The organism is Nocardia sp. NPDC049220 (assembly GCF_040647855.1).
In the GTDB taxonomy this organism is placed as follows: Bacteria; Actinomycetota; Actinomycetes; order Mycobacteriales; family Mycobacteriaceae; genus Nocardia.
Genome location: NZ_JBEZDA010000001.1, coordinates 1527988 through 1551524 on the forward strand (window position 1 = coordinate 1527988; position 23537 = coordinate 1551524).

General features: G+C 67.6%; 23 protein-coding genes. 13 read left to right on the plus strand and 10 right to left on the minus strand.

Annotated elements, in window-relative coordinates:
* Positions 1 to 50: 50 nt before the first annotated feature.
* Positions 51 to 494: a PPOX class F420-dependent oxidoreductase gene (locus AB0C34_RS06825; RefSeq protein WP_357068160.1), complete on the minus strand. Its 444-nt coding sequence runs from the start codon at positions 492 to 494 to the stop codon at positions 51 to 53.
* A gap of 141 nt (positions 495 to 635) precedes the next feature.
* Here AB0C34_RS06825 and AB0C34_RS06830 point away from each other — a divergent pair, with 141 nt between their 5' ends.
* The 4 genes from AB0C34_RS06830 (at position 636) to AB0C34_RS06845 (ending at position 4121) form a co-directional block, all read left to right on the plus strand.
* Complete coding sequence (locus AB0C34_RS06830) at positions 636 to 1391, plus strand: SDR family NAD(P)-dependent oxidoreductase (protein WP_357068162.1); 756 nt, start codon at positions 636 to 638, stop codon at positions 1389 to 1391.
* Positions 1388 to 2632, plus strand: coding sequence for a precorrin-6y C5,15-methyltransferase (decarboxylating) subunit CbiE (gene cbiE / locus AB0C34_RS06835; protein WP_357068164.1), 1245 nt, complete (start codon positions 1388 to 1390; stop codon positions 2630 to 2632). Before AB0C34_RS06830 ends, cbiE begins: the two co-directional genes overlap by 4 nt.
* 107 nt (positions 2633 to 2739) lie before the next feature.
* Positions 2740 to 3363: a hypothetical protein gene (locus tag AB0C34_RS06840; RefSeq protein ID WP_357068166.1), complete on the plus strand. Its 624-nt coding sequence runs from the start codon at positions 2740 to 2742 to the stop codon at positions 3361 to 3363.
* Complete coding sequence (locus AB0C34_RS06845) at positions 3360 to 4121, plus strand: cobalt-precorrin-6A reductase (RefSeq protein WP_357068551.1); 762 nt, start codon at positions 3360 to 3362, stop codon at positions 4119 to 4121. The genes AB0C34_RS06840 and AB0C34_RS06845 overlap by 4 nt, the downstream gene beginning before the upstream one ends.
* A gap of 31 nt (positions 4122 to 4152) precedes the next feature.
* Here the strand turns inward: AB0C34_RS06845 and AB0C34_RS06850 are convergent, their stop codons facing one another.
* The 5 genes from AB0C34_RS06850 to AB0C34_RS06870 form a co-directional block, all read right to left on the minus strand.
* The gene (locus AB0C34_RS06850) at positions 4153 to 4701 is read right to left on the minus strand and encodes a PadR family transcriptional regulator (RefSeq protein ID WP_357068168.1); all 549 of its coding nucleotides are present in this window, start codon (positions 4699 to 4701) and stop codon (positions 4153 to 4155) included.
* Positions 4702 to 4850: 149 nt separating this feature from the next.
* A complete protein-coding gene (cobJ, locus tag AB0C34_RS06855) occupies positions 4851 to 6431 on the minus strand; it encodes a precorrin-3B C(17)-methyltransferase (RefSeq protein ID WP_357068170.1) in 1581 nt (526 codons plus the stop codon).
* A complete protein-coding gene (locus AB0C34_RS06860) occupies positions 6428 to 7063 on the minus strand; it encodes a precorrin-8X methylmutase (protein ID WP_357068172.1) in 636 nt (211 codons plus the stop codon). The genes cobJ and AB0C34_RS06860 overlap by 4 nt, the downstream gene beginning before the upstream one ends.
* A gap of 261 nt (positions 7064 to 7324) precedes the next feature.
* Positions 7325 to 8167 (minus strand): MBL fold metallo-hydrolase, encoded by an 843-nt coding sequence (locus AB0C34_RS06865; RefSeq protein ID WP_357068174.1) that lies wholly within the window; start codon positions 8165 to 8167, stop codon positions 7325 to 7327.
* 106 nt (positions 8168 to 8273) lie between these two features.
* On the minus strand, positions 8274 to 8690 hold the full coding sequence (locus tag AB0C34_RS06870; protein ID WP_357068176.1) for a MerR family transcriptional regulator: 417 nt from the start codon (positions 8688 to 8690) through the stop codon (positions 8274 to 8276).
* Positions 8691 to 8865: 175 nt separating this feature from the next.
* Here AB0C34_RS06870 and AB0C34_RS06875 point away from each other — a divergent pair, with 175 nt between their 5' ends.
* Positions 8866 to 9822, plus strand: coding sequence for an oxidoreductase (locus AB0C34_RS06875; RefSeq protein WP_357068178.1), 957 nt, complete (start codon positions 8866 to 8868; stop codon positions 9820 to 9822).
* 200 nt (positions 9823 to 10022) lie between these two features.
* On the opposite strand, the gene AB0C34_RS06880 is transcribed toward AB0C34_RS06875, so the two are convergent.
* Positions 10023 to 10460 carry an Lrp/AsnC family transcriptional regulator gene (locus tag AB0C34_RS06880; protein ID WP_357068180.1) on the minus strand — a complete coding sequence of 146 codons (438 nt, stop codon included), beginning with the start codon at positions 10458 to 10460 and terminating at the stop codon, positions 10023 to 10025.
* Positions 10461 to 10597: 137 nt separating this feature from the next.
* Between AB0C34_RS06880 and ddaH the strand changes: the two genes are divergently transcribed.
* Positions 10598 to 11464 carry a dimethylargininase gene (gene ddaH, locus AB0C34_RS06885; RefSeq protein WP_357068182.1) on the plus strand — a complete coding sequence of 289 codons (867 nt, stop codon included), beginning with the start codon at positions 10598 to 10600 and terminating at the stop codon, positions 11462 to 11464.
* A 200-nt stretch (positions 11465 to 11664) separates the two neighbouring features.
* Here the strand turns inward: ddaH and AB0C34_RS06890 are convergent, their stop codons facing one another.
* Positions 11665 to 12912, minus strand: a complete 1248-nt coding sequence (locus AB0C34_RS06890; protein ID WP_357068184.1) for a precorrin-3B synthase — start codon at positions 12910 to 12912, stop codon at positions 11665 to 11667.
* 80 nt (positions 12913 to 12992) lie between these two features.
* Between AB0C34_RS06890 and AB0C34_RS06895 the strand changes: the two genes are divergently transcribed.
* The 3 genes from AB0C34_RS06895 to AB0C34_RS06905 all read left to right on the plus strand — a co-directional run bounded on the left by AB0C34_RS06895 (position 12993) and on the right by AB0C34_RS06905 (position 17472).
* On the plus strand, positions 12993 to 13130 hold the full coding sequence (locus AB0C34_RS06895; protein ID WP_357068186.1) for a hypothetical protein: 138 nt from the start codon (positions 12993 to 12995) through the stop codon (positions 13128 to 13130).
* A 67-nt stretch (positions 13131 to 13197) separates the two neighbouring features.
* On the plus strand, positions 13198 to 16770 hold the full coding sequence (locus AB0C34_RS06900) for a cobaltochelatase subunit CobN (protein WP_357068188.1): 3573 nt from the start codon (positions 13198 to 13200) through the stop codon (positions 16768 to 16770).
* Positions 16771 to 16944: 174 nt separating this feature from the next.
* Positions 16945 to 17472, plus strand: coding sequence for a hypothetical protein (locus AB0C34_RS06905; protein ID WP_357068189.1), 528 nt, complete (start codon positions 16945 to 16947; stop codon positions 17470 to 17472).
* Positions 17473 to 17541: 69 nt separating this feature from the next.
* Here the strand turns inward: AB0C34_RS06905 and AB0C34_RS06910 are convergent, their stop codons facing one another.
* Positions 17542 to 18894: a cytochrome P450 gene (locus AB0C34_RS06910; protein WP_357068191.1), complete on the minus strand. Its 1353-nt coding sequence runs from the start codon at positions 18892 to 18894 to the stop codon at positions 17542 to 17544.
* A gap of 253 nt (positions 18895 to 19147) precedes the next feature.
* The gene (locus AB0C34_RS06915; protein WP_357068193.1) at positions 19148 to 19513 is read right to left on the minus strand and encodes an STAS domain-containing protein; all 366 of its coding nucleotides are present in this window, start codon (positions 19511 to 19513) and stop codon (positions 19148 to 19150) included.
* Between the two features lie 444 nt (positions 19514 to 19957).
* On the opposite strand from AB0C34_RS06915, the gene AB0C34_RS06920 reads away from it, so the two are divergent.
* The 4 genes from AB0C34_RS06920 (at position 19958) to AB0C34_RS06935 (ending at position 23347) form a co-directional block, all read left to right on the plus strand.
* Positions 19958 to 20398 carry an ATP-binding protein gene (locus AB0C34_RS06920; protein ID WP_357068195.1) on the plus strand — a complete coding sequence of 147 codons (441 nt, stop codon included), beginning with the start codon at positions 19958 to 19960 and terminating at the stop codon, positions 20396 to 20398.
* A gap of 283 nt (positions 20399 to 20681) precedes the next feature.
* Positions 20682 to 21902: a macrolide family glycosyltransferase gene (locus AB0C34_RS06925; RefSeq protein WP_357068197.1), complete on the plus strand. Its 1221-nt coding sequence runs from the start codon at positions 20682 to 20684 to the stop codon at positions 21900 to 21902.
* 3 nt (positions 21903 to 21905) lie between these two features.
* Positions 21906 to 22397 (plus strand): hypothetical protein, encoded by a 492-nt coding sequence (locus tag AB0C34_RS06930; protein ID WP_357068199.1) that lies wholly within the window; start codon positions 21906 to 21908, stop codon positions 22395 to 22397.
* Complete coding sequence (locus AB0C34_RS06935; RefSeq protein WP_357068200.1) at positions 22394 to 23347, plus strand: hypothetical protein; 954 nt, start codon at positions 22394 to 22396, stop codon at positions 23345 to 23347. The genes AB0C34_RS06930 and AB0C34_RS06935 overlap by 4 nt, the downstream gene beginning before the upstream one ends.
* Positions 23348 to 23537 lie beyond the last annotated feature (190 nt).

Below are 23537 nucleotides of genomic sequence, written 5' to 3' on the forward strand. Positions count from 1 at the left end.
TCAGTCGAGCGGGAGTCCTGGACGCGCGCCGTTGCCCGGTCGGCCCAGGATCAGGCGGAGGCGCCGTTCTCTGCGGCACTGCCGTCGGTGGCCGCAGCGGTAAGGGTGCTGCTGGACAAGACTCGTCGGACCTGGATGGCGATCACGACACGGGTGGGATTCTCCCGGGGCACCCGGTAGCGGCCCGTGTAACGGCGCACCGCTGTGGCGACGTTGTCCGGGTCGTCGAGCACGGTCGCCGGGCCTTCCAGCGTGATCCAGCGAATGCCGTCGACCTGACTGACCGCCGCGTAACCGGAGCGGCGCACATTGCGAACCTTCACCGATCCGTCGTTGGTGATCACCCGCGCGATTCCGGCCTCTTGGTCCCAGGTGAACCCGACCGCCACCACGTGTGGCGTTCCGTCCGCGCGCAGGGTCGTCAGGGTGGCGAGGTGCCGCTCGCCCACGAACTCCAAGGCACCAGGCGACAACTCGGCAATACTGGTCGACATTCCTCGACGGTAGTCCGCACCCCACCCTGCACTGTCCACCGCCCCCGGCCGAGTGGCACCTGGGTATGGCACAACCAGGGGGCACTCTCTCCGATGTGCCACTCGTCGAGCCGGCGCGGGAGCGATGACAGACTGGGGCATATGGGAATGCGAGGGTTGGCCGAGGGCATGGTGCTGGTACTCGGGGGGCGTAGCGAGATCGGGCTCGAGGTCGCACGGCGGCTGGCGCCGGGGCGGGTGGTGGTTCTCGCCGCGCGTCGCAGCCAGGAGTTGGCGGCGAACAGCGCGGAGGTCATGAGCGCCGGAGCGACCGCGGTCCACACTGTCGAGTTCGATGCCGACGATACGTCCCTTCATCCGGCGATGCTGGACAAGATCGTGGCCGAACACGGGCGGATCGGCATCGCGGTACTCGCGTTCGGCGTGCTTGGCGACCAGCTGCGTGCCGAACAGGACCCGGCACACGCGATGGCGATCCTGCACACCGATTTCGTCGCGCAGGCCGGGATGCTCACCTGCCTGACGAACCTGCTGCGTGCCCAGGGCGACGGGCAGATCGTTGTGTTCAGCTCGGTTGCCGGCGTCCGGGTCCGCCGCGCCAACTATGTCTACGGATCGGCCAAGGCCGGCCTCGACGGTTTCGCGAGCGGGCTCGCGGACGCGTTGCATGGCAGCGGCGTTCATCTCCTGCTGGTTCGCCCCGGCTTCGTCATCGGCCGTATGACCGAGGGAATGTCGCCCGCGCCGTTTTCCAGCACCCCGGACCGAGTTGCCGCGGCCACGGTGACGGGGCTGCGCAAGCGGGCGGGCCGGGTCTGGGTGCCCCGGATCCTGCGGCCGGTATTCTTCGCGATGCGCCTACTGCCCCAACCGATCTGGCGTCGGATGCCGCGGTGACGAACTCCGCTGTGTCGTGGACCGGCCCAAGGATCGCGGTCGTTGGGATCGGCGCCGATGGGTGGGACGGTCTCGGCCGTGCCGCGCGGGAAGCTATCGGCGCCGCCGCGGTCCTGTTCGGATCCGCACGGCAGCTCGCGCTGGTGCCGGAGGCGGCCGCGGGCGAACGTGTGGCGTGGCCGTCGCCGTTGCTCCCGGCGCTGCCGGGGCTGCTCGAGTCGCGTGCCGGGGCGCGGCTGTGCGTCTTGGCCAGCGGCGATCCGATGTTCTTCGGCATCGGCGTCACCCTGGCCCGACTCTACGGGCCGCGGGCGCTGCAGGTGCTGCCGCAGCCGTCGTCCGCGTCGCTGGCCTGCGCGCGACTCGGGTGGTCGCTGGCCGACACGCCGGTGGTGAGTGTGGTGGGACGTCCGTTGGCGGCCGTGCTGCCCGAGTTGGTGGACCGTGGGCGTCTGTTGGTGCTCAGCGCTGACGAGCACACACCAGGGCAACTGGCGGAGTTGTTGCGACGCCATGGTTTCGGCGCGTCCGAACTGACCGTTCTCGAGCAACTCGGCGGACCATCCGAACAGATCGGTGCCGACGTCGCGCAGCGGTGGCAGCGCCCAGCCGGTGACCCGCTGAACATCGTCGCGATCAGCTGCGTGGCCGACGCGGACCAGGTGCGCACGACGCGGTTGCCCGGCTTGCCGGACCAGTTGTTCGGCGGCGATGGGCAGCTCACCAAACGGGAGGTCCGCGCACTGACGCTGGCGGCGCTGGCCCCGGCTCCGGGAGAATTGCTGTGGGACGTCGGGGGCGGCTCGGGCAGCATCGCGATCGAATGGTGCCGGGCGCATCCCGGCAACCGCGCCGTGACCTTCGAGCGACTCGAGCGCCGACGACGACAGATCGCCGACAACGCCGCCGCGCTCGGTGTCGGGCACATCGTGGTGCGCGGCGAGTTGCTCGCGGAGGTCGGTCGCGCTGAAATTGCCGCTCCGGAGGCCATTTTCGTCGGTGGTGGACTCACGCAGGATGGCCTTCTCGGGACATGCTGGGCGCAGCTGCGACCGGGCGGCCGGCTCGTGGCGAACGCGGTGACCGCCGAGTCGGAATCGCTCCTGCTGACCTGGGCCGCCGCGCAGGGCGGTGAGCTGCGAAAGTTCCAGATCTACCGTGCCGAACCGCTCGGATCCTTGACAGCTTGGCGGCCCCAACTCCCGGTGACACAGTGGTCGGTGGTGAAGCCAGGCGCCTGATCGGTCCGGCTTTCTCCGCCGATTCAGGAACGTGTTGCCGGTCAGGCGGTAGGGTCGGGGCCGAGTTTCGAGCATGATCGGAATAACAGTTTATGACGGAGAGATAGATGAGATATAAGAAGTTCGCCGCGACCGCACTGATGGCCGTTGCCGCGACCGGCGTCACCGCCGGCACCGCCTACGCCGCGCCCACGCCCGCGGCGCCTGCGGCGCAAGACCAGGCCGCCACCTCGCCCACGGTCACGGGTACCGACCAAGGCGTTGGCTACCTGTTGCAGATCGCCGACACGGGTAAGTCCCTGGTCACTAGCGTGACCGGTGGCGCGTTCAGCCTGGATTCCGACCAGCAGTCGGTCAGCCTGAAGAATTCCACGGGTGACACGGTCACCACGATTCCGCTCACCGCGACAGCCAAGGGGCAGCCGGTCCAGATCGCCGCGAACATCGCCGACGAGGGCAAGCAGCTGACCTTGACCCCGCAGGTGGCGCCGACCGCGAACGCACCGGTCGCCGCCGAGTTTGTCGGAGCGCAGGAGTGGTTCTTCGCCGAGTTGCAGCGCGCTTCGCTCGGTGCCGCGGTCGGCGGGCTGATCGGCGCCGCCATCGGCATCCTGTTCTTCGGGGTCGGCATCCTGCCCGGCGCGGTACTCGGCGCGCTCGTCGGTCTCGCCGTCGCGGGCGGGCCGTCGCTGCTGAACGCGGGTATCGCCTACTTCAGCGGACAGCCCTGAGAATTCTGATTCTGGGCGGCACCCGGGAAGCCAGGGAGCTCGCCCACATCGCTTCCGGCGAGCGAGGATTCGAGATCGTTTCCTCGCTCGCCGGACGTGTGCGTACGCCCCTGCTGCCCGAGGGGGCGGTCCGGGTCGGCGGCTTCGGCGGAGCCGAGGGGCTGCGTGACTGGGTCGCGGCCAACGGCATTGATGCCGTGGTCGATGCCACCCACCCGTTCGCGGCCACGATCAGCGCCAACGCGGCTGCGGCCGTGAAAGATTCGGGCGTGCCGCTGGTATGTCTACGTCGGCCGAGCTGGTCGGCGCAGACGGGCGACCGGTGGGTTCGCGTTCCAGATCTCGCCGCCGCCGCCGAGGCGGTCGCCGCACTCGGTGAACGTGTCTTCCTCACCATCGGCCGCCAAGGTGTGCGGGCTTTCGCTGGATTGGGCGGACAGTGGTTTCTGATCCGCGCTATCGACCCGCCTGAAGGGCCGTTGCCGCCGCATCGCGAAATACTGCTGGCTCGAGGACCTTTCACAGTCGAGGGCGAGTCACGACTGATCGCGCAGCATCGGATCGACGTGCTGGTCGGCAAGGACAGCGGTGGCGACCAGACCGCCGCAAAACTGGTTGCCGCACGCGCGGCGGGTGTTCCGGTCGTGGTGATCGATCGTCCGAAGTTCCCCGAGTGCGATGTGCTGGTGGAAACCGTCGCACAAGCTCGGGATTGGCTACGCCGTGCGGCAGCCGCGACCAGCGGCGAACGGGAGTGACCGACCACTTCCGATCGCGTGCGCGTGTCTGTCACGGTGCGGGTGACCAGGCGACGCCGAGCAGCTCCGGCAGATGGTCGAACCACTCGAGCACGGCGCGTTCATAGCGGATGCCGAAGTCCAGCGTCGCGCGCGCGAATGACGACATCGTCGCCGGATCCTCGGCGAGATACTTCGTGAGCCGCCCCTGGTGGATCTCGCGATTGGTCGCGACGATGTGTTCGAGCCGTTTGCGATCGAGATGCTCTCCGAAGGAGAGGGTGAGCAACAGTGGCACCCGAATCGTTTCGCCGCCGGGATCGCGTGCGATCCATTCCAGGAATTCGTCCCGTCCTGCGTCGGTGATGCGATAGGGCGTCCGTTCCCGAGCTCCGGTCTCGCCTTTCTGGACGAGTCCCGCCGCGTCCATCGATGCGAGCTCGCGATAGACCTGGCTCTGCGTAATCGTCCAGAAGTCGCCGATGCGGTCCTGTGCCTCGGCTACCAGATCCCATCCCGACATGGGGCCTTGGTGGAGAAATCCGAGCAACGACGCTGCCGTGCAGTTCAACGGCTTGCGCGTGGTCGCGGTGTTCGTCAACGCCAACTCCCTTCGGTCTCAACATTCCATAGTGGAATGTTATACCCACTGGGCGAATTGGGGTAGCCGACCGGCCGGTGGAGACGGGCGAGCGTCTGGGTCGTACCCCGCCGCCGAGGTCGGTCCGATTTCCGGTGCGTCAGGCGATCCTACGTGTCGTCAGCGGTCGTTTCGCGTACGCGACCGTACCGCCGGGAGGTGTAGACCCGGGTGCCCTGGTCGGACTCGATCGCGACGGTGGTGGAGGCGCCGATGATCATCAGCGTCCGCATGTCCACGTCCGCGGGGTCGAGATCGCCTAGCGTCACCACCCGGACCGACTCGGCGGGCCCGCCGACGTCGCGCCCGAGTACCACCGGCGTGTCGGACTCGCGATGTTCCAGCAACAGTTTCCGCATCGCGTCCACCTGCCAGGTGCGTTGTGACGAAGCGGGGTTGTAGACCGCGATCGCCATATCGGCCGCTGCGACAGCGGAAAGGCGTTGCGCGACAACCTCCCACGGCTTGAGTCGGTCCGACAGCGAGATCATCGCGTAGTCGTGTCCGAGCGGAGCGCCGACGCGGCTCGCGACGGCGTTGGCCGCGGTGAGCCCGGGAAGTACGCGTATCGGCACCCCGCGCCATTGCGGGTCCGCGGATTCCTCCAGCACTGCCGCCGCCATGGCGAAAACCCCCGGGTCGCCCGACGAGACGACCGCTACCCGTGCACCTCGCTTGGCCAGGTCCAGGGCCATGGCGGCGCGCTCGGACTCCACGCGATTGTCGGTGGCGTGCCGGCGCTGGCCCGGTCGCTCCGGTACCCGATTCAGATAGCTGGTATAGCCGACCAGATCGGTGGCGTCGTCCAAAACTGCGCGCACTTCGTCGGTGGTCCACCCCGGCGCGCCAGGGCCGAGGCCGACCACGACCACCTCGCCGGCGTCCGCGTGCTGCGCCGTGCGCGCGGTGTAGACGCGCCGGCCAGCATCCACACTCGTGTCCACCCAGGGGATCGGGGCGGTCGGCTCGGGGCCGGGCACCACAGTGATGGCGAAGTAGGGCACCTCGGCAGCGTCGACCGAGTCGGCGTGCAGTACTCGCTGCTCGGTCGTGCTCGCGCGTTCGACGTAGTATGCGTCGGCGAGTCGGTCGGCGTTCGACAGTGCCTGGTGCACAGCGGGAAAGGTGCGACCGAGCTTCATGATCGCGGCTGCGTCGGTATCCTGCAATCGCCGGGAGAGCTCGTCGACCGGCATGGTGCCGGGCAGGATCGTCAGCACCTGATCGCCCTCGACCAGCGGTGTTCCCAACGCTGCCGAAGCCGCGCTCACCGAGGTGATGCCCGGGATGATCTCGGCCTCGAAGCGGTCGGCCAGGCGGCGGTGCATGTGCATGTACGAGCTGTAGAACAACGGGTCGCCGGCGGCCAGTAGCGCGACCGAACGGCCCGCTGTCAGATGGCGGGCGAGTCGCTGGGCAGCCTGCTCGTAGAATTCGTCGATCGCGCCCTGGTAGCCGCCGGGGTGGTCGGTGGTCTCGGTGGTCACCGGATAGACGAGGTGCTCCTCCAACTGGCCGGGGCGCATATACGGTGCGGCGATGCGGCGGGAGATGCTGCGACCGTGGCGTGCGCTGTGGAACGCGATGACATCGGCAGCGCCGATCACCCTGGCCGCCTTGACCGAAACCAGCTCGGGATCGCCGGGGCCGAGCCCGACACCCCAGAGTTTGCCCGGCGCGGCAGTACTCATTCCTGTTCGCTCGCAATCGCATTGAGTGCCGACGCGGTGATGCCGCTGCCGCCTCGTCTGCCCCGGACGGTGAGGTACTCGATGTCGCCGAGACCGATCAGCGCGTCCTTGGATTCAGCGGCGCCGACGAACCCGACCGGGATCCCGAGCACGGCCGCGGGCCGGGGCGCTCCGGCGTCGAGCAGGCCGAGCAGGTGGAACAAGGCCGTCGGGGCATTGCCGATAGCGACGACCGCGCCGTCGAGACGGTCGCGCCACAGTTCGAGTGCGGCGGCGGAACGGGTAGTCTCCATGGCCGCCGCCAGCTCGGGCACACGCGGATCGGCGAGGGTGCAGATCACGTCGTTGTCGGCCGGTAGTCGTCGGCGAGTCACCCCCGAGGCGACCATGGCCGCGTCGCACAGAATCGGTGCTCCCGCGCGCAGCGCCGCCCGCGCAGAAGCCACGACCCCGGGCGAGAACGCGATGTCCGTCGCGAGATCCACCTGGCCGCAGCCGTGGATCATCCGCACGACCACCTGCGCCACGTCCGGGGGAAACCCACTCAGATCGGCTTCGGCGCGGATCGTCGCGAACGAGCGCCGGTAGATCTCGGCACCGTCGGTCAGGTAGCTGGTACGTACGTCGGGCATGCGGTCCACCCTAGTTAGTCCTCGTACCGATCGTGGGCTCGGCCGGTGCGGCGACGCAGGGCCGACAATGAAGGTCGTCCGGCCGCTGTCATAGCGGTTGAGGTGGCTCACTTACGAACTGTTGGCATCCGAACGGCACGGCGCACGCAACGGCCACGAACCGTATCGAGGCGACAACATTCCAGTTCGCCCGCTATCCATCCGATATCTATGCCGGCACAACCGGCCAACCCTCGTGGACGTTGTACCGTCCGGAGCCACTCAACTCTCCAGTTCGTACACGCCGTCACCGATCGGCACCACGTGGCCCGCGGTCGGTCCTGAGAAGTGCGTGCCGATGAGGAGGGTGCGTGTGCGGGCGAGCTCGTCGAGCACAGAGCGCCTGGTTTCGACGGCCCGGACCGGGTCGTGATCCCCGCCGGAGACCCACTCGGGATGTGCCAACTGGACGGGATGATGGATGAAATCCCCGGTGATGAGCGCGTGTTCACCCCGTGACTCGATAAGTACGCTCGTGTGGCCCGGTGTGGGGACGAGCCGGACCTCAGGCGTGATCTGCTCGTCGGTCGCAACGAGGTCGACCAGCCCGGCCTCGATCAGTGGACTCACGGAGTCGGCGAAGAGCTGCGATGTGCCATGCCCTTCCGCTTCCTGAGCGTGCGCGAACTCGGTCCGGGCGAACAGGTGCCGGGCGTTCGGGAAGGTGGGAACCCATGTGCCGTTGACCATTCTGGTGTCCCAGCCCGCGTGGTCGACGTGCAGATGGGTGCACAGCACCGTGTCGATGGCTTCGGGAGGGGATGCGGTCTCCGTCAGATCGTGCAGATACCTGCCGTCGAGCCCGTTCCACGCTGGCACAGGACGTCCTTGCTTGCCATTGCCCAGCCCCGTATCGACGATGATCCGCCGCGTCGGTGTCACCACGACAAACGAATGAATGCTGGTTCTCAGCAGACCGTGCTCGGTGGCGAAGTGTGGATGCAGCCAAGGCAGTCGCCGCACTGCCTCCGAAGTGGCCTGCGGGAGCATCAACTCGGTGTTGCCCACCGACTCCAGTTCGGTGATTTTCGTGATCGTGATGTCCCCGAGCGTCCAAGTGCTCATTTCGGTCTTTCCTCCCTGGACGGGGCGTCACTTCCTGGCGTCGCCTGCACTTCGCTGCGCAGCGGTCTCGGTCGTACCTGCCAGGCAGTGCGGCAGGTCGTCGGTGTCACTGCGCAACTGGGCCCGGCCCGTCATGGTCGACGGTAGGAGAGGTGGACGCGACGTCCTCCCATGCGCGCAGATACGCCTTGATCGCCTGCCGGTTGCGTTGTAGCACGTCGATGCGTCGTTCGAGGCTGCTGAGTTGACGTCGCAGGCGGTCCAGATCTGTTGCCACGGGGCACGGCGAAGCGTGCGTTTCTTCCTTCGCGGCGTCGAGACAGGGCAGGACCTCGCGGATCATGTCCGTCGTGAACCCGGCGTCGAGAAGTTCGCGAATCTGCAGTACCCGGTCGATAGCAGGCTCGCCGTAGGTGCGGTATCCGTTGCCGCTGCGGTACGGGTGCAGGATCCCCACCTCTTCGTAGTAACGAAGCAGCCGCGGCGCGACACCCGTTTTCGCGGCCAAGTCCCCGATCTTCACATCGTTCTCCTCGACTAGGCATGGGTGCGGACGGTATGCCGCACTGTCGCACGGTAGGCGACCTCGCGGTCGCACTTGACCTTCACATTAGTGGGAAGGTTTAGCTTTTCCACGTTCCCAGACCTGCCGAAGCGGGTTGATCGAGACGATGTCGACGAGAAAGCGAGATCAAGACATGACGACGGGTTCCAGAATGAACGCGGGCAAGCCGGGCGGTGGCGGGTGGACCGCGGACCGAATGGCCGACCAGAAGGGCCGCACCTTCGTCGTGACCGGCGCGACCAGCGGTCTCGGTCTGGTGACGGCACGCGAGCTCGCGGCACACGGTGGTCGGGTATTGCTCGCCGTTCGGGACGCGGTAAAGGGAGAGGAGGTGGCGTCCTCGCTGCGAAGGGCGTATCCGGGGGCCGATGTCGAGGTGCGTCGGGTTGATCTGCTGAATCCGGACTCGATCCGCCGGGCGGCGCAGGAAATCGGCGCGGCGGAGTCCGTCGATGTGCTGATCAACAACGCGGGCATCTCGATGGTCGAGCACTCCGTGACCGAGCAGGGTGCGGAGCGTCATTTCGCCGCGAATCATCTCGGCCACTTCGCGTTCACGGCACTGCTGGAACCGGCGCTGCGCCGGTCGCCGGCGCCACGGGTGGTGACCGTGACGTCGTATATGCATGAGAAGGGCGAACTCGATCTGGACGATGTCGCGTGGTCGCGCAAGTACACGCCCCTCGCCGCCTACTCGGCATCGAAGCTGGCCAACGCGGTCTTCGGGGTGGAACTCGCTCGGCGCGAGCAATCGTCGTCGTCGCCGATCGCCAGCATTCTCGCGCACCCGGGCTACAGCAACACACCGATGCAGAACAAAGGCACCGGGATCATGGGAATCGCCATGCGCGTTTCCGGAAAGCTCTTCGCGCAGAGTCCGGAAATGGGAGCTCTGCCGCAGCTTTTCGCGGCGACCCAGCCCGATCTCACCGGGGGCTCCTATATCGGACCTGATGGTCGGGGTGGACGTTCGGGACATCCCACACCTGTGCAGCTGTCAGCGGCAGCCCGAGATCCAGAACTCGGCCGTCGCCTGTGGGCGCTCTCTCGAGAGCTGACCGGCATTCGCTGGCACACCGCCGAAGTCTGACCACGTCGACCGGAGACGAGGACGATCGATCGCGCTGCCGAACTGCTGGTGGCGGTGATGAGCAGGTCGCGATAGCCGGTCCGAGCAGCTCACGCGTCCGCCGTCGTAGTCAGGCCGGTGGATAACGCTGGCTAGGACTGCGGTGCGGCCGGAGCGGCTCGGGTAGCGACGCGACCCGTCGTGTGCGGTCGCGGGCTGGATCAGGTTCGTGGCCGCTCGAGGATTCGGGACATGACGATCGAACTGCGGGTGCGTCCGACGCGCGCGTTCTCCCGGATCCGCTCGACGGTCACCTCGATCTCGGCCATGTCGGTGGCCATCACATGCACCAGGGCATCGGCCTCGCCCGCGATCGTCCACACACCGACGACCTGGGGGATCGGCTCCAGGCTGCGTTTGAGCTCGGCCGGTGAGATGTTGTCGCGGTAGTAGACCTCGACGTACGCCTCGGTTTTCCAGCCGAGGGCAGCCGGATTGACCAAGGCGGTGAATCCGGTGATCTGTTTGCTCGCGACCAGCCGGTCGACGCGGCGCTTCACCGCCGGCGCGGATAGTCCGACCGCGCCGCCGATTTCCTGGAAGGAGGCGCGCGCGTGCTCGAGCAGTCGTTCGAGAATCCGCCGGTCGAGGTCGTCCATTTCGCACCCGCTTTCAGCTCACGCAATGAACAGTTGCTCTGGAAGGAATCTACGCAACAAATCGTTGTTTCTAGCGCAATAGTAGGCGAATTACTGTCATGGCAGCCGAAAGTTCGCGCCTACCTCCGGGAGCACCGTTGACTTCTGTAGCCACCCTCCAGGCCGAGTTCGCCGCACGTCGTCCGTCATCGCGACGGTTCGTCATGTGCCGACCCGATCACTTCGAAGTCTCCTACTCGATCAATCCCTGGATGAACCCCGACGACCCCGTCGACCGATCCCGAGCCATCGACCAGTGGGAGACCCTGCGTGCGACGTACCAGGAGCATGGGCACAAGGTCGACGTGGTGCCCGGCATCCCCGGCCTGCCGGACATGGTGTTCGCCGCGAACGCCGGGCTGATCGTGGGCGATCGCGCGATATCGGCCCGCTTCACCCATCCCGAACGCGCCGCCGAGGGGCCGGCCTATCACCGCTGGTTCGCCCAGCACGGGCTGGCCGGTCTGGTCGGAGCCGCGGAACTGAACGAAGGCGAAGGCGACTTCCTCCTGGTCGGCGACCGGTTGCTGGCGGGAATGGGGTTTCGCAGCTCCCGTGCGGCGCACGAGGAGGTGTCGCGTCACTTCGAACTACCCGTGGTGTCCCTGGAACTCGTCGATCCGCGCTTCTACCACTTGGACACGGTACTGCTGCCGCTGGACGCCACTACCGTCGCCTACTATCCGCCCGCCTTCAGCGCGGACGGTCGCGCGGTGCTCGCCGAACTCTACCCCGACGCGATCGTAGCCACGGATGCCGATGCGGCGGTGCTCGGATTGAATGGCGTCTGCGACGGTGCCAACGTCTTCCTCAGCAGCGATGCGACCGATCTGAGCGAAGCCCTTCGCACCCGCGGCTACAACCCGGTCGGCATCGACATGTCGGAACTGCTCAAGGCGGGTGGCAGCGTCAAATGCTGCACCCTCGAAATCCACGAGGCGAGGACGAGTCGACGCGCACCGTGAGGTGAAGTTCGATGGTGTTGGCCGGTGCCATCCGGCCGACGAACACAGTGCGACATTCGTGGCAGGTCAGTGGTGTCTGTACGGCGGGGGCGCAAGGGTGTGTCGCGGGTGATCGGGTTCGGTGACCGCGAGGACAGGCAATCGGTGGCGTGGATCGTCCAGAGATTGGGACAGTCCGAGGATCGCGCGCCTCCGTTCGGTCAGCCGATGCGATAGCCCTCGTCGGTCGCGACCACATCGGTGGCCGCGCCGCGAGGGCGGCCACAGCGGCGGTCGCAGCCGGACCAGTGTTGCCGGCCGGCGACCACGACATCCGTCGAAGCCATCACTGGACTGTCGGAGATTCGTTGGTCGGCACCATCTTTCGGTTCGGCTCGCTCGGTGCTGGAAGTGCCTGCCCCGACTGTGCTTTTCCCGGAGGGCAGCACACGCCCCGATTCGACCGCCGCCGTCACGTCGCCCCGGACATCGGTGTGGGACTTCGCGCAGCCAGGCTGTCCGGCGCAGGCGCTGACCAGTTGCCAGGGCGAATCGGCGTCGAAGACCAGGCCCATCGGCGCGAGCACGCGCACCACCTGTTCAGCGGCCCATTCCTCCAGGTCGGTAGCTATCAGGCTGCGCCACGGGGTGACGAAGACGGGGCGTTCTACGGCGGCGAGGAACTCTGCGGTGCGGGCGGGCAAGGAACCCAGGCGCACCCCAGCGCCGAGGCTGACCAGTCCGTTGTCCTGTTCCAGCCAGCCGATCGGAACAACCTGTGCGGTAGTGAATTCGACACGATCGTCGCCGGGGGGCAGGCCGAGCAGATCGATTACACGCTCGCTGCCGTGCGCTATTTCACGCAACCGCCAGCGGCCGGGGTTGTCACCGCGCAGTGCCAAGAACCCGTGGGCGGCGGCGAGCACCACCTCGGTGACGTCGGCGGAGTGGATCCGGATGCCGCTGTCCGCCCCGGCCAACAGCAGCGCGAACTCGTCCGGGCCGACGGCATGCACACCGATATCGGCGCCGAGTCCGCTGACATCACCACGGCCGTCGTCGAGGGTGAACAACACCCGGCCGGGCAGATCGGCGAGGCGCGGCGCGGCCATCAGTTCGGTGTCCAGCGCGCGAACCAGTCCGCGCACGTCCGCCACGCCACCGACTCGTCCGGACAGCGGCGACGCGATGATGTTGCGCACCCGCTCGTGCGTGTGGCTGGGCAGTAGGCCCACGTTCTCCAGTCGCGCCCACAGCGCCTCGGCGTCGCCGATCCGGCGCAGCTGAACGTTGCCCCGTGAGGTGAGCTCGATGTTCCCATCGCCCAGGTCGTGCGCGGCCTGGGCGAGCACCTGCCATTGCACGGGCTCCACCCGCCCTCCGGGCACCCGAATCCGCGCCAACGGCCCATCAGCCGCGTCGTGCAACCGGAGCACGCCGGGACAGGAGTCGGCAACAGGTCGTGTCATAACTCCCTCAGCCTACGTACCCCGGGGTGGCCGGCTTCGGGCCTACCCACCCGACAAGCTGCGTGCAGATCATCGACGACGTGCCGACCGACCGGAACGGCGCGGTATCCGAGCGGGCGGACACGCAGGCGAGCCGGACCGCGGTGGCAGGTAGCATCGGCATGCTCGGCGGACCACGAGGAAACCGGTGGGAATCCGGTGCGGTCGCGCCACTGTAGACAGCCAGACCCTCCCGGCGAGCAGCGAACCCCCGATGGGCGCGTCACCCAAGGAAGGCTGCCACCTGTGATTCTGCTGCTGTCCACGTCCGACACCGATCTGCTCAGCGCCCGCGCCAGCGGTGCCGACTACCGATGGGGTAACCCCGCTCGTCTGCTGGTCGACGATGTGCCGGATCTACTCGTCGGCGCTGATCTGGTGGTCGTCCGAATCCTCGGCGGCAAGCGGGCCTGGGAAGACGGGCTGTCGGCAGTGCGCGCCAGCGGCGTACCGCTGATCGCGCTCGGTGGCGAGATCGCCCCGGACGCCGAGTTGATGGAGTGCTCAACCGTGCCGGGCGGCGTCGCAGCCGACGCGCACAACTACCTCGCGGCGGGTGGCCCGGCGAATCTGCGTCAGCTGCACAACTTCCTCTCCGACACCGTGCTGCTCACCGGATACGGGTTCGAGCCGCCGGTCCAACTGCCGAGTTGGGGTGCACTGGACCGGCCCGCGGCGCCGGTCGAGGGTCCGACGGTCGCGGTGATCTATTACCGTGCGCAGCATCTCGCAGGCAATACCTCGTACATCGATGCGCTGTGCACCGCGATCGAACAGGCCGGCGCCCGCCCGCTGCCGCTGTACTGTGCGTCGCTGCGGACCGCCGAGCCGGAACTGCTCACCACGCTGCGACGGGCGGACGCCCTCGTGGTCACCGTGCTGGCCGCCGGCGGCACCAAACCCGCCACCGCCTCCGCGGGCGGCGAGGACGAAGCATGGGACGTCGGTGCGCTGGCCGATCTGGATGTGCCCATTCTGCAGGGTCTCTGCCTGACCAGCGGCCGGGACCAGTGGGAGGCCAACGACGACGGCCTGTCGCCATTGGACGTCGCCACCCAGGTCGCCGTGCCGGAGTTCGACGGCCGGATCATCACCGTCCCGTTCTCGTTCAAAGAGTTCGACACCGACGGCCTGTCCACCTATGTCCCCGACCCCGAACGCGCGGCCCGGGTCGCGGGCATCGCAACCCGCTATGCCCGGCTGCGTCACATTCCCGCCGCGCGCAAGCGCGTCGCTGTCATGCTGTCGGCCTACCCGACCAAGCACGCCCGGATCGGCAACGCCGTCGGCCTGGACACCCCGGCGAGCGCGATCCGTCTGCTCACCGAAATGCGTTCCGCCGGCTATGATCTCGGCGAACCCGACGAGATTCCCGGGCTGGCCGAACGCGACGGTGATGCCCTCGTGCACGCGCTGATCGCGGCCGGCGGGCAGGACCCGGACTGGCTGACCGACGAACAGGTGGAGGGCAATCCGATCCGCATCGGTGCGGCGACCTATGCCGCCTGGTTCGACACCCTGCCGGTAGATCTGCGTGAAGCCGTCGTCGAGGCGTGGGGGCCGGCCCCGGGCGGACTATACGTCGACCGCTCGGCCGATCCAAACGGCGAGATCGTCATCGCCGCGCTGCGTTTCGGCAACATCGTGTTGATGGTGCAGCCCCCGCGCGGCTTCGGCGAGAACCCGGTCGCCATCTATCACGACCCGGATCTGCCGCCGAGCCATCACTACCTCGCTGCCTACCGCTGGCTCAGCGCGCCGGAGGGTTTCGCCGCCGACGCGCTGGTGCACCTCGGCAAGCACGGCAATCTGGAGTGGTTGCCCGGCAAGACACTCGGTATGTCCGCCTCCTGCGGCACCGACGCCGCACTCGGCGACCTGCCGCTGATCTACCCCTTCCTGGTGAACGACCCCGGCGAGGGAACCCAGGCCAAAAGGCGCGCGCACGCTACCCTCGTCGACCACCTGATTCCGCCGATGGCCCGTGCCGAAAGCTACGGTGACATCGCGCGTCTGGAGCAACTTCTCGACGAGCACGCCAACATCGCGGCGCTCGACCCGGCCAAACTTCCGGCCATTCGTCAGCAGATCTGGACGCTGATGCGGTCGGCGAAGATGGATCACGACCTCGGCCTCGCCGAACGTCCGGATGAGGAGTCCTTCGACGACATGCTGTTGCATGTCGATGGCTGGCTGTGCGAGATCAAGGACGTCCAGATCCGCGACGGTCTGCACGTGCTCGGCGAGGCGCCCACGGGGCAGAGTGAACTCGACCTGGTGCTCGCCATGCTGCGTGCCCGTCAGCTGTGGGGCGGCGAGCGCTCCGTGCCCGGCCTGCGGGAAGCGCTCGGCCTCGATGAGTCCGGAGCCGAGGCCCGTGAGCGGGTTGACACCGTGGAATCCCTTGCCCGCGAGCTGGTTTCGCGGCTACAGGCGGCGAATTGGTCGCCGGACGCGGTGGATGGTCTCACCGAGGATGCCGAGGTCCGCCGGGTGCTGCGATTCGCTGCCACCGAGGTGGTGCCGCGGCTGCGGCAGACCGGCGTGGAGATCGAGCGGGTGCTGCACGCGCTGAAGGGCGGCTTCATTCCGGCGGGTCCGAGCGGGTCTCCGCTGCGCGGTCTGATCAACGTACTGCCCACCGGCCGCAACTTCTATTCGGTCGACCCGAAGGCCGTGCCGTCGCGCCTGGCTTGGGAAACCGGTCAGGCCATGGCGGAATCGCTGTTGGACCGGTACCGGGCCGATCATGGCGAATACCCGCGGTCGGTTGGCCTTTCGGTGTGGGGTACCTCTGCGATGCGCACGTCCGGCGACGACATCGCGGAAGTCTTTGCGCTGCTGGGCGTCCGACCGGTCTGGGATGAGGCGAGCCGACGGGTCACGACACTCGAAGTGATGTCACTCGCGGAATTGGGCCGCCCCCGGGTGGATGTCACCGTGCGGATCAGTGGCTTCTTCCGTGACGCCTTCCCGCATGTGCTGGCCCTATTGGACGACGCGGTGCGCCTGGTCGCCGACCTGGACGAGCCCGCCGAATCGAACTACGTGCGCGCGCACACCCAGGCCGACCTCGCCGAGCACGGTGATCAGCGGCGAGCGACCACCCGCATATTCGGCTCCAAGCCGGGTACCTACGGCGCGGGTCTGCTGCAGCTGATCGACTCGAAGAGTTGGCGCACCGACGATGACCTCGCGCAGGTGTACACCACCTGGGGTGGCTACGCCTACGGCCGCGACCTCGATGGCGCGCCCGCTGCCGACGACATGCGCGGCGCCTACCGGCGAATCGCGGTGGCTGCGAAGAACACCGACACCCGTGAGCACGACATCGCCGACTCCGACGACTATTTCCAGTTCCACGGCGGCATGGTCGCTACGGTACGCGCGCTGACCGGGAAGAACCCGGTGGCATACATTGGCGACAGCACCCGCCCCGACGCCGTGCGCACCCGGACGCTCTCGGAGGAGACCTCGCGGGTGTTCCGTGCCCGCGTGGTGAACCCACGCTGGCTGGAAGCCATGCGCAGGCATGGCTACAAAGGTGCCTTCGAGATGGCGGCGACGGTGGACTACCTGTTCGGCTACGACGCCACGACGAATGTCGTCGCCGACTGGATGTACGAGAAGCTGTCGGAAAGCTACGTTTTCGACGAGGTGAACCGCAAGTTCTTGGCGCAGTCCAACCCGTGGGCCCTGCACGGCATTGCCGAGCGGCTGCTCGAAGCGGCCGAGCGTAAGCTCTGGGAGAAGCCCGACCGGGCCACCCTCGATCGGCTGCGTCAGGTCTATCTGGAGACCGAAGGGGAATTGGAATAACGCTGAATTCGACCCCGTATTTTTCGAGGTAATGCCGAAATATTCGATCTTGCAGGGTGATTCGATACTTTCAGCTCTCGACATCGGCACGTCTAGCGCGCATCATTAGGGATGCTCCATCGCCGTTTCCGGGGAAACGACATCATCGAATCGGCTGGATGATCGGGAAGTCTCATGAAACTCAGAAAATTACTGACGACCACACTGCTGACCATTGCCGCCACCGGTGTCACGGCCGCCACCGCGTACGGCCAGGCCGAGGTGCCCGACCAGGTGATCGGTGGCGTCGACCAGGGTATCGCCTACACGGCCGCCGTCGCGCCCGACCGGTCGAGCGCGACGGTCACCGTGACCTCGGGTACGTTCGCCGTGACGTCGGGCACCATCGTGACGGTGCGTGCGCCGGACGGTGCAGCGGTCGCCACCGTGCCGACGACCCTACAGACGGTGGCTGGTCAGCAGGTTCGGGTGACGCCGGAAGTCGACGCGGCCGGGACCACTTTGACGTTGACACCGGTCGGGGCCGCGGTCCCGGAACTGGGTGCGCCACAGTTCATCGGTGACGCGGGCACCACGGTGGCAGGTGTCTTGATCGGCTGCGCCGTCGGGACGCTGATCGGTCTGCTCTTCTTGATTGTCGGGTTCCTGCCCGGCTGCGTGATCGGTGGCATCATCGGTGGTATCGCGGGTGCCAACCAGTAGCACGGCGCACCCGAATCGCGCCGTGGTGGGTGACACCGTGTTCGGCGAGTTCGTCGGATTACCGGAAGGCTAACCAGTCTGTGTCATGCATGGTTCGACCACGAAGTCGAGCCCGAAGTTGTTCAATGTCACCGGCAGCGGAGCATTCGGGTCCGGCTGCGGGGTAGACCGCAGCCGGAACTCCGCCGTGGTGAGCAGGTGCGCGAGCAGCGTGCTCGTGACGAACAGAACGAGGTTGCGGCCAGGACAGTCGGCCGGGCCCGCGCTGAAGGGGACGAGTTGCGGATACTGCTCCACGCGGCCGTCGAGCCAGATATCCGGAACGAACTCGTCGGCGAAGGGAAGCAGGTCGGGATCTCGATGGAATGCCGGGACCGCGATCATCAGCGCGGCACCTGCCGCGATGGTGAAGCAGTCCTCGCCGTCACGCCACTGTGTGTCGGTAGTGATATCGCGCAGGATCGTCGGTGTGGTCGGCCACAACCGCACCGACTCGAGCACACAGGCCCGCAGGTAGCTCCGCAGGTCGAGGCGATCGGGGGCGGCGGCGTCGGCCTGCGCCCGGGCGGCTTGCTCGGGATGGGTAGTCAGCACTGCCAGCGCTCGGCTCAGCGCCATGCCGGCAGCATCGAAGGCGAACAGCCAGTGCGGGATCTGTCCGACGGGATCCGTCGCGCCCGCCGCGGGGACAGCGGCCAGCGCACCGGCCAGACTGTCGGGCTGCGCGGACTCGACGTAGCGGTAGAGGCGATTGGTGAACAGGTCGCGTCGCCTGCGGTGCGCCGGGGCCAGGAATGACCAATTGCCCGCCGAGCGTAGCCGCCCTAGTTCATCGGTGAGCGTGGTGTCATCGCGGCCACGGTCGCCGAGTACCAGTCGGCGCACCAATCGCCACCATTGGACGGTGAATTGCGTCGCGTCCATGTGCCCGCGGTGCAGCGCCGACACGACCAACTCCCGCGCCTCGTCCGCGATGATGGCGGCGAAGGGCAGGGCGAGCCGATGTAGCGGCTCGGCGGTGTCCAACGCGGCTTCGTTCAGGGCTCGACGCTGCGTTCGGATCGGGCCGTCGGACAACAACACACCGTGTGGCTGGAACTGACGCAGCGCGGCGCGTTTTTCCCGATTCGCCGGGTGAAACGGCATCGGTGAGTCGGCCAATACCCGGCCGACGTCCTGTGGGTCGAGAACCACCACGATCCGACGTCCCGGCACGACGAGTTCGACCGGGCCGGATCCGAATTCGCGGCGCAGTTGACGCATGCGCTCGATCACCCGGGAATCGGCCTTGGTGTGCTCGAGCAAGCCCAGCACCGGCCGCCTCCGCGCGATGACCCCGGACGCGACAGAGGCGAATCCGAGATCCGCCAATGCGGCCGCCGCGGACACCCCCACCAGCCGATGTTGGCGGTTCTCTGTCATACGGCCTCCTCCCGGAGCACAGTGGTCGACACGGTGTCGACGACCGGGCAGATACCCGGTGTTGCGCACCTGAAACCCACGCGGTGTGCGCGGTGTGCCGGCTGCCTGCCTCGTGTCGTCGGATAGGAGCCAGGAGCGTTTCTGGCCTGCCGAGCGGTTGGACCGCGTGGATCGACACCTGCTGCGGAGTGCGCGGGAGGAAGCTATCCGACCGTGGGCCGGCCGAACGGGAGGAGTTCGAGAATCGCCGTGCTCAGTTCGGCGGTGTCTTTTCGGCCGCCACCGCGGCCTCGACGGTGTCGAATACGGTGAGCAGCCGGTCCAGCGCGGTTACCTCGATCGGCCGTCGCGCCGCGTCACTGGGCACCACCCGGAGGCGACCAGGACCGGTCGCCTCTGACGCCGCGAGCAGGACACTGAGGCCGGCGGAGCCGAGAAATCCCACGTTCGACATGTCCACGACAACAGTGGGCGGTGTTTCGAGGAGTGCCTGTTCGAGCGCCGACTGCAACTGCGGTGCGGATGCCATATCGATCTCGCCGTGTACGGTCACGATCAGGACGTCGCCCGCCGATCGCACCTGGACCTCGAGCGCCCGCGGTGAGCCTTCGGTGCTCACCGCGCACCGCCCACGGCTGCGCACCGTCCGGTCACGTGATCACACACGGATAGCGCTCGGTCCGGACGCTCGGTCCCACTTTCGCTTCTCGGGCCGTAATACGCCACTTCCAACCTCCGCTGCGTGTCGAACCTCTGGCGCTCTCGAAACGGCGCAGAGAATAAGGCATTCCGCGGTCAACTTACCCCATCGTGTCCGAGGCGATCACCCATCGCGCCGCCATACGCGTTGACCGGCAGGGGTGTTCGCTCGCGCCGGAGTGGAATAGGTCACGGGAAATCGGCGAGTGCGTGTCCGGCGAGACGGATCCGCCGCCAGCGGATCTCCGGTGTGGCCCGTCGGCCGCCGAACGTGTGAGATGAGGTCAATCGGGTACCGCCAGGCACATCGACGTCGACGCAGCACTCGTCCGTGTCGCGGTTCAGAAGCAATGGAGGTGAATATATGGCGAACCGAGGTCGCCGCGCGCCCGCGCCGCTGGACCTGACTTTTTCCGCCGAGCCAGTTCGGCTGGCTGCTGTGCGCCGTGCGCTGCGCACTTGGCTGGCGTGCTGTCAGATCGGGGGAGAGGACGCGTGGAGCGTGCTGATTGCCGCTGACGAGGCGTGCGCGAACGCTATCGAGCACGGCCACCGGGGCAGGGCCGGCGGCAGCGTCCGCCTCCATGCCTCGACGATCCGGGACGGAGTGCACCTCACCGTCAGCGACAACGGCCGATGGCAGCCCGTCACGTCGGCGCCCGACAACCACCGTGGTCGCGGGCTCGAATTGATGCAGGGCCTCATGAGCCAGGTGCATGTCGAAACCGGCGACGCCGGGACTGTTGTCGACATGCACGCGTACTTCGCTGGACCTGGTGCTCGTCGCCCGGTGTCGGCCGTGTAGTTCCGTGCCGGCATCGGACTCCGACCTGCTCCGATGTCACCTCGATCACTTGCGCCACCCGGTCCGACCGCAACGACGGCGGCCGGCCCGCCCCGGTACGACAACATCGCCGTTCGCGACAAGGCAACGGTACCGATCGCAGCTCGGGGCCCCGGCCGAGTGGATCATTGCCGCTGGCATACTGAGCCCGAACGAACGCGATGTTCCGCTCGCGGAGGTGAGGGCGAATCATGATCGCCACAGGTTGCCGGACGCCGGCTCATTCCCCAGCTGGAGTCAGCCGATGAGCGCAGTCGCATTCCTCAACATCGGCATGCACGGTCATATCAACCCGACACTGCCGGTCGCGGCCGAGCTTGTCCATCGTGGCCACTCTGTTACCTACCACACGACACCTGCGTACGCCGAGGAAATCGCGGCCACCGGCGCGCGAGTGTTCCTGTATGCCGGGGACGAAATACCGCTGTCCGGCCCGCCGACGGCGGTCACGCTCATGGAGCAACTTGCACGCACGGCGGTCCAGGTGCTGCCCGGAGTCCTCACCGATCTCCGCGGCACCCGGCCCGATCTGATCGTGCACGGATCTGCCTGCCTGTGGGGGCCGGTGGCCGCCCGGGAACTCGACGTGCCAGCGGCGTCGTCGTTCACCACGTTCGCGTTCAACCGGCAGGTGCCCAGTCCCACCCGCGCCTCCTGGGCCCTACTCGCCGCAGCGGCGGCCCTTCCGCGCAGCGTCGGAGGCTATCTCAGGTCCCGCTGGGAACTGCGCCGCCGCTACGATACGCGCGCGGTGCCAGCGATCGACCTGGCGGACATCCGCCAGCCGCTCAACCTGGTTTACACCTCACGGGTGTTCCATCCCGACGCCGACAGTTTCGATCAGTCCTACCAGTTCGTCGGACCGAGCATCGGCGCCCGCCCACCTGACTCGTCGTTCCCGATCGACCGGCTGCGGGACCCGGTTCTGTACGTCTCCATGGGCACGGTGTTCGACGCCGGCCCACGGCTGCTGCGCACCTTCGCCGACGCACTCGCCCCACTGGGCGGGATCGTGATCATCTCCACCGGACACACCAGCCCCGCCGAACTCGGCCCGCTGCCCGCCAACGTGATCGCCTCCAGTTCGGTACCGCAGCTGGACGTGCTCGCCCACACCGCGCTGTTCATCACCCACGGCGGGGTCAACAGCGTCAACGAGGCCCTGTATGCCGGCGTCCCGATGCTAGCGGTCCCGCAGGGGGCCGATCAGACACTGGTCGCTCGCCGCCTCGTCGAACTCGATGCCGGCCTGTCGATCCGCCCCGAGGATGTCACCGTGGAGTCCGTGCGCGCCCTCGCTCAGCGCCTGCTCGCCGAGCCTCGGTTCCAGGTCGCCGTGCGTATCCTGCAGAGCGCCCAACATCTGGCGAGCGGCTATCCCCGCGCCGCCGACGAACTCGAACGCTACCTACGGCAGACCGGCGCCACCCAGTGCGGGCCCCCTGAGCTGCCATCGCAGGGTTGACCGGTGTCCCCCTTCGTCGCGATCCTGCTACTGCTCGCCGGTCTGTCCGAGGCCGCCGGGCGTCTCGTGCCCGTGGTGGCACGCCTGTCCGGCGTGTCCCGCACTCGGGCGGCCTTGTTGATGCTGGCCGGCGCCGTCGTCGACGGCGCCGTCTTCGCGCTCTGGCCGCTGTCCGCATGGACCTTGGCGGAACTGGTACTGCCTACGTCACCGTCTGACGAGGGCGCGTTGGTCTGGACACCAGCCCTGGCCGCTCCGCTGCTACTCGCCGCAGTCCTCGCGTTCCCCCTACTCGGCCCGCTACTACACCTGCTGCTGATGGCGGGAGTAGGGGCCGGCCTCGCCACCTCGCTCGCCCGCCTGGCCGGGGTCGGCTGGTGGGAGGCCACCGGCTGCATAGCCGTCGCGGGAATCGGACTCGGCGTCGCCGTCGAAGGCGTCCGTCGTCTGGTCGCGACGCTCAACAGGACCAGAGCGCCGGAGCGACTCACATGATCGAGTTCGCGCTTCTGCTGTTGCTCGTCGGGATCGGACCGGCGTTGCTCGCCGAAGCGCTGCTCGCCCGTTACGAGGTGCTGGCCTATACCGCTGGCTGGCGGACCCCCACCACCGCGCTCCCCCTTCGGATGCCCTACGCGCGGGGCGCGGACGCGGACCGCCCTCCGGACGCCTACCTGGTCTATCTCGACGGCATCGGGAAACGTCGATTCCAGGACACCCGCGACGGCGGCCAACTAGTCGACTCCCTGATCGGGAAGGCGCCAGAGCTCAGGGTGCTGGGCCAGATCCAGCCCTACTCTCCGCTGGCTCATCCGCTCGCCGACCGGCCGGTGTGGACATGGCTGCGCCGCCGGATCGGGCTGGTGCTCTTTCTGCACAACGTGATGCAGATCTTCGTCGCCGCCGACCGCCGGTATCGCCCCCTGTACAACCGCGCCGTCGGTTCGCAGATCGCTGCCCAGCTCCAGCTCGCCGGCTACCGTCCTGCCAGCGGTATCCCCGTGGTGCTGCTCAGTTACAGCGGTGGTGCCCAGGTCGCCACCGGCGCGGTGAACGAACTGTGGTCTCAGCTGCGCTGCCCGCTCTGGCTCACCACCATCGGCGGATTTTGCAACGGCGCCAACGACATCAGTCACGCCCAGCACGTCTACCGTCTCACCGCTGCCAGCGACTGGATCGAGCGCGCCGGTATGTGGATCTTTCCGCAGCGGTGGCGGCTGGTCCGCTGGAGCGGATGGAACCGGGCCGCCCGCGGAGGAAAGATTACGGTGCACTCGCTCGACCCGGCCACCCACGTCGGTCCGCGCAGTTACATCAGCCCGCAGGCCCGGCTTTCCGACGGCCGAAGCCACCTCGACCGGACCGCCGATACCGTGATCGCGCTGATCCGGGAAGGCCTCCGCACCAGCGCTGAACCCGAGGACCCGCTGGCTACTCAATCATGATCTGCGAACCGACGCGGCCTCCTGCGGGCTCCGGATGCATGCACCGAACGATGTCGACGGCGCCCCCGGATGGTCGTAGCGGGTGATAGGCAAAATGCCCTGTGCTGGGCGGCCTCGACCGGAATGGCTGTCCTTCCGGATCCGCCCGGTGATCTGGAGCCAACTCTGGGGGCGGGCAACGTCGCACGAT

Bases quoted from the DNA above. Each gene is read 5' to 3' on its own strand.
- AB0C34_RS06825 (WP_357068160.1), bottom strand. From the start codon at position 494: ATGTCGACCAGTATTGCCGAGTTGTCGCCTGGTGCCTTGGAGTTCGTG.
- AB0C34_RS06830 (WP_357068162.1), top strand. From the start codon at position 636: ATGGGAATGCGAGGGTTGGCCGAGGGCATGGTGCTGGTACTCGGGGGG.
- AB0C34_RS06840 (WP_357068166.1), top strand. From the start codon at position 2,740: ATGAGATATAAGAAGTTCGCCGCGACCGCACTGATGGCCGTTGCCGCG.
- cobJ (WP_357068170.1), bottom strand. From the start codon at position 6,431: ATGAGTACTGCCGCGCCGGGCAAACTCTGGGGTGTCGGGCTCGGCCCC.
- AB0C34_RS06860 (WP_357068172.1), bottom strand. From the start codon at position 7,063: ATGCCCGACGTACGTACCAGCTACCTGACCGACGGTGCCGAGATCTAC.
- AB0C34_RS06865 (WP_357068174.1), bottom strand. From the start codon at position 8,167: ATGAGCACTTGGACGCTCGGGGACATCACGATCACGAAAATCACCGAA.
- AB0C34_RS06875 (WP_357068178.1), top strand. From the start codon at position 8,866: ATGACGACGGGTTCCAGAATGAACGCGGGCAAGCCGGGCGGTGGCGGG.
- AB0C34_RS06880 (WP_357068180.1), bottom strand. From the start codon at position 10,460: ATGGACGACCTCGACCGGCGGATTCTCGAACGACTGCTCGAGCACGCG.
- AB0C34_RS06890 (WP_357068184.1), bottom strand. From the start codon at position 12,912: ATGACACGACCTGTTGCCGACTCCTGTCCCGGCGTGCTCCGGTTGCAC.
- AB0C34_RS06905 (WP_357068189.1), top strand. From the start codon at position 16,945: ATGAAACTCAGAAAATTACTGACGACCACACTGCTGACCATTGCCGCC.
- AB0C34_RS06910 (WP_357068191.1), bottom strand. From the start codon at position 18,894: ATGACAGAGAACCGCCAACATCGGCTGGTGGGGGTGTCCGCGGCGGCC.
- AB0C34_RS06920 (WP_357068195.1), top strand. From the start codon at position 19,958: ATGGCGAACCGAGGTCGCCGCGCGCCCGCGCCGCTGGACCTGACTTTT.
- AB0C34_RS06925 (WP_357068197.1), top strand. From the start codon at position 20,682: ATGAGCGCAGTCGCATTCCTCAACATCGGCATGCACGGTCATATCAAC.
- AB0C34_RS06935 (WP_357068200.1), top strand. From the start codon at position 22,394: ATGATCGAGTTCGCGCTTCTGCTGTTGCTCGTCGGGATCGGACCGGCG.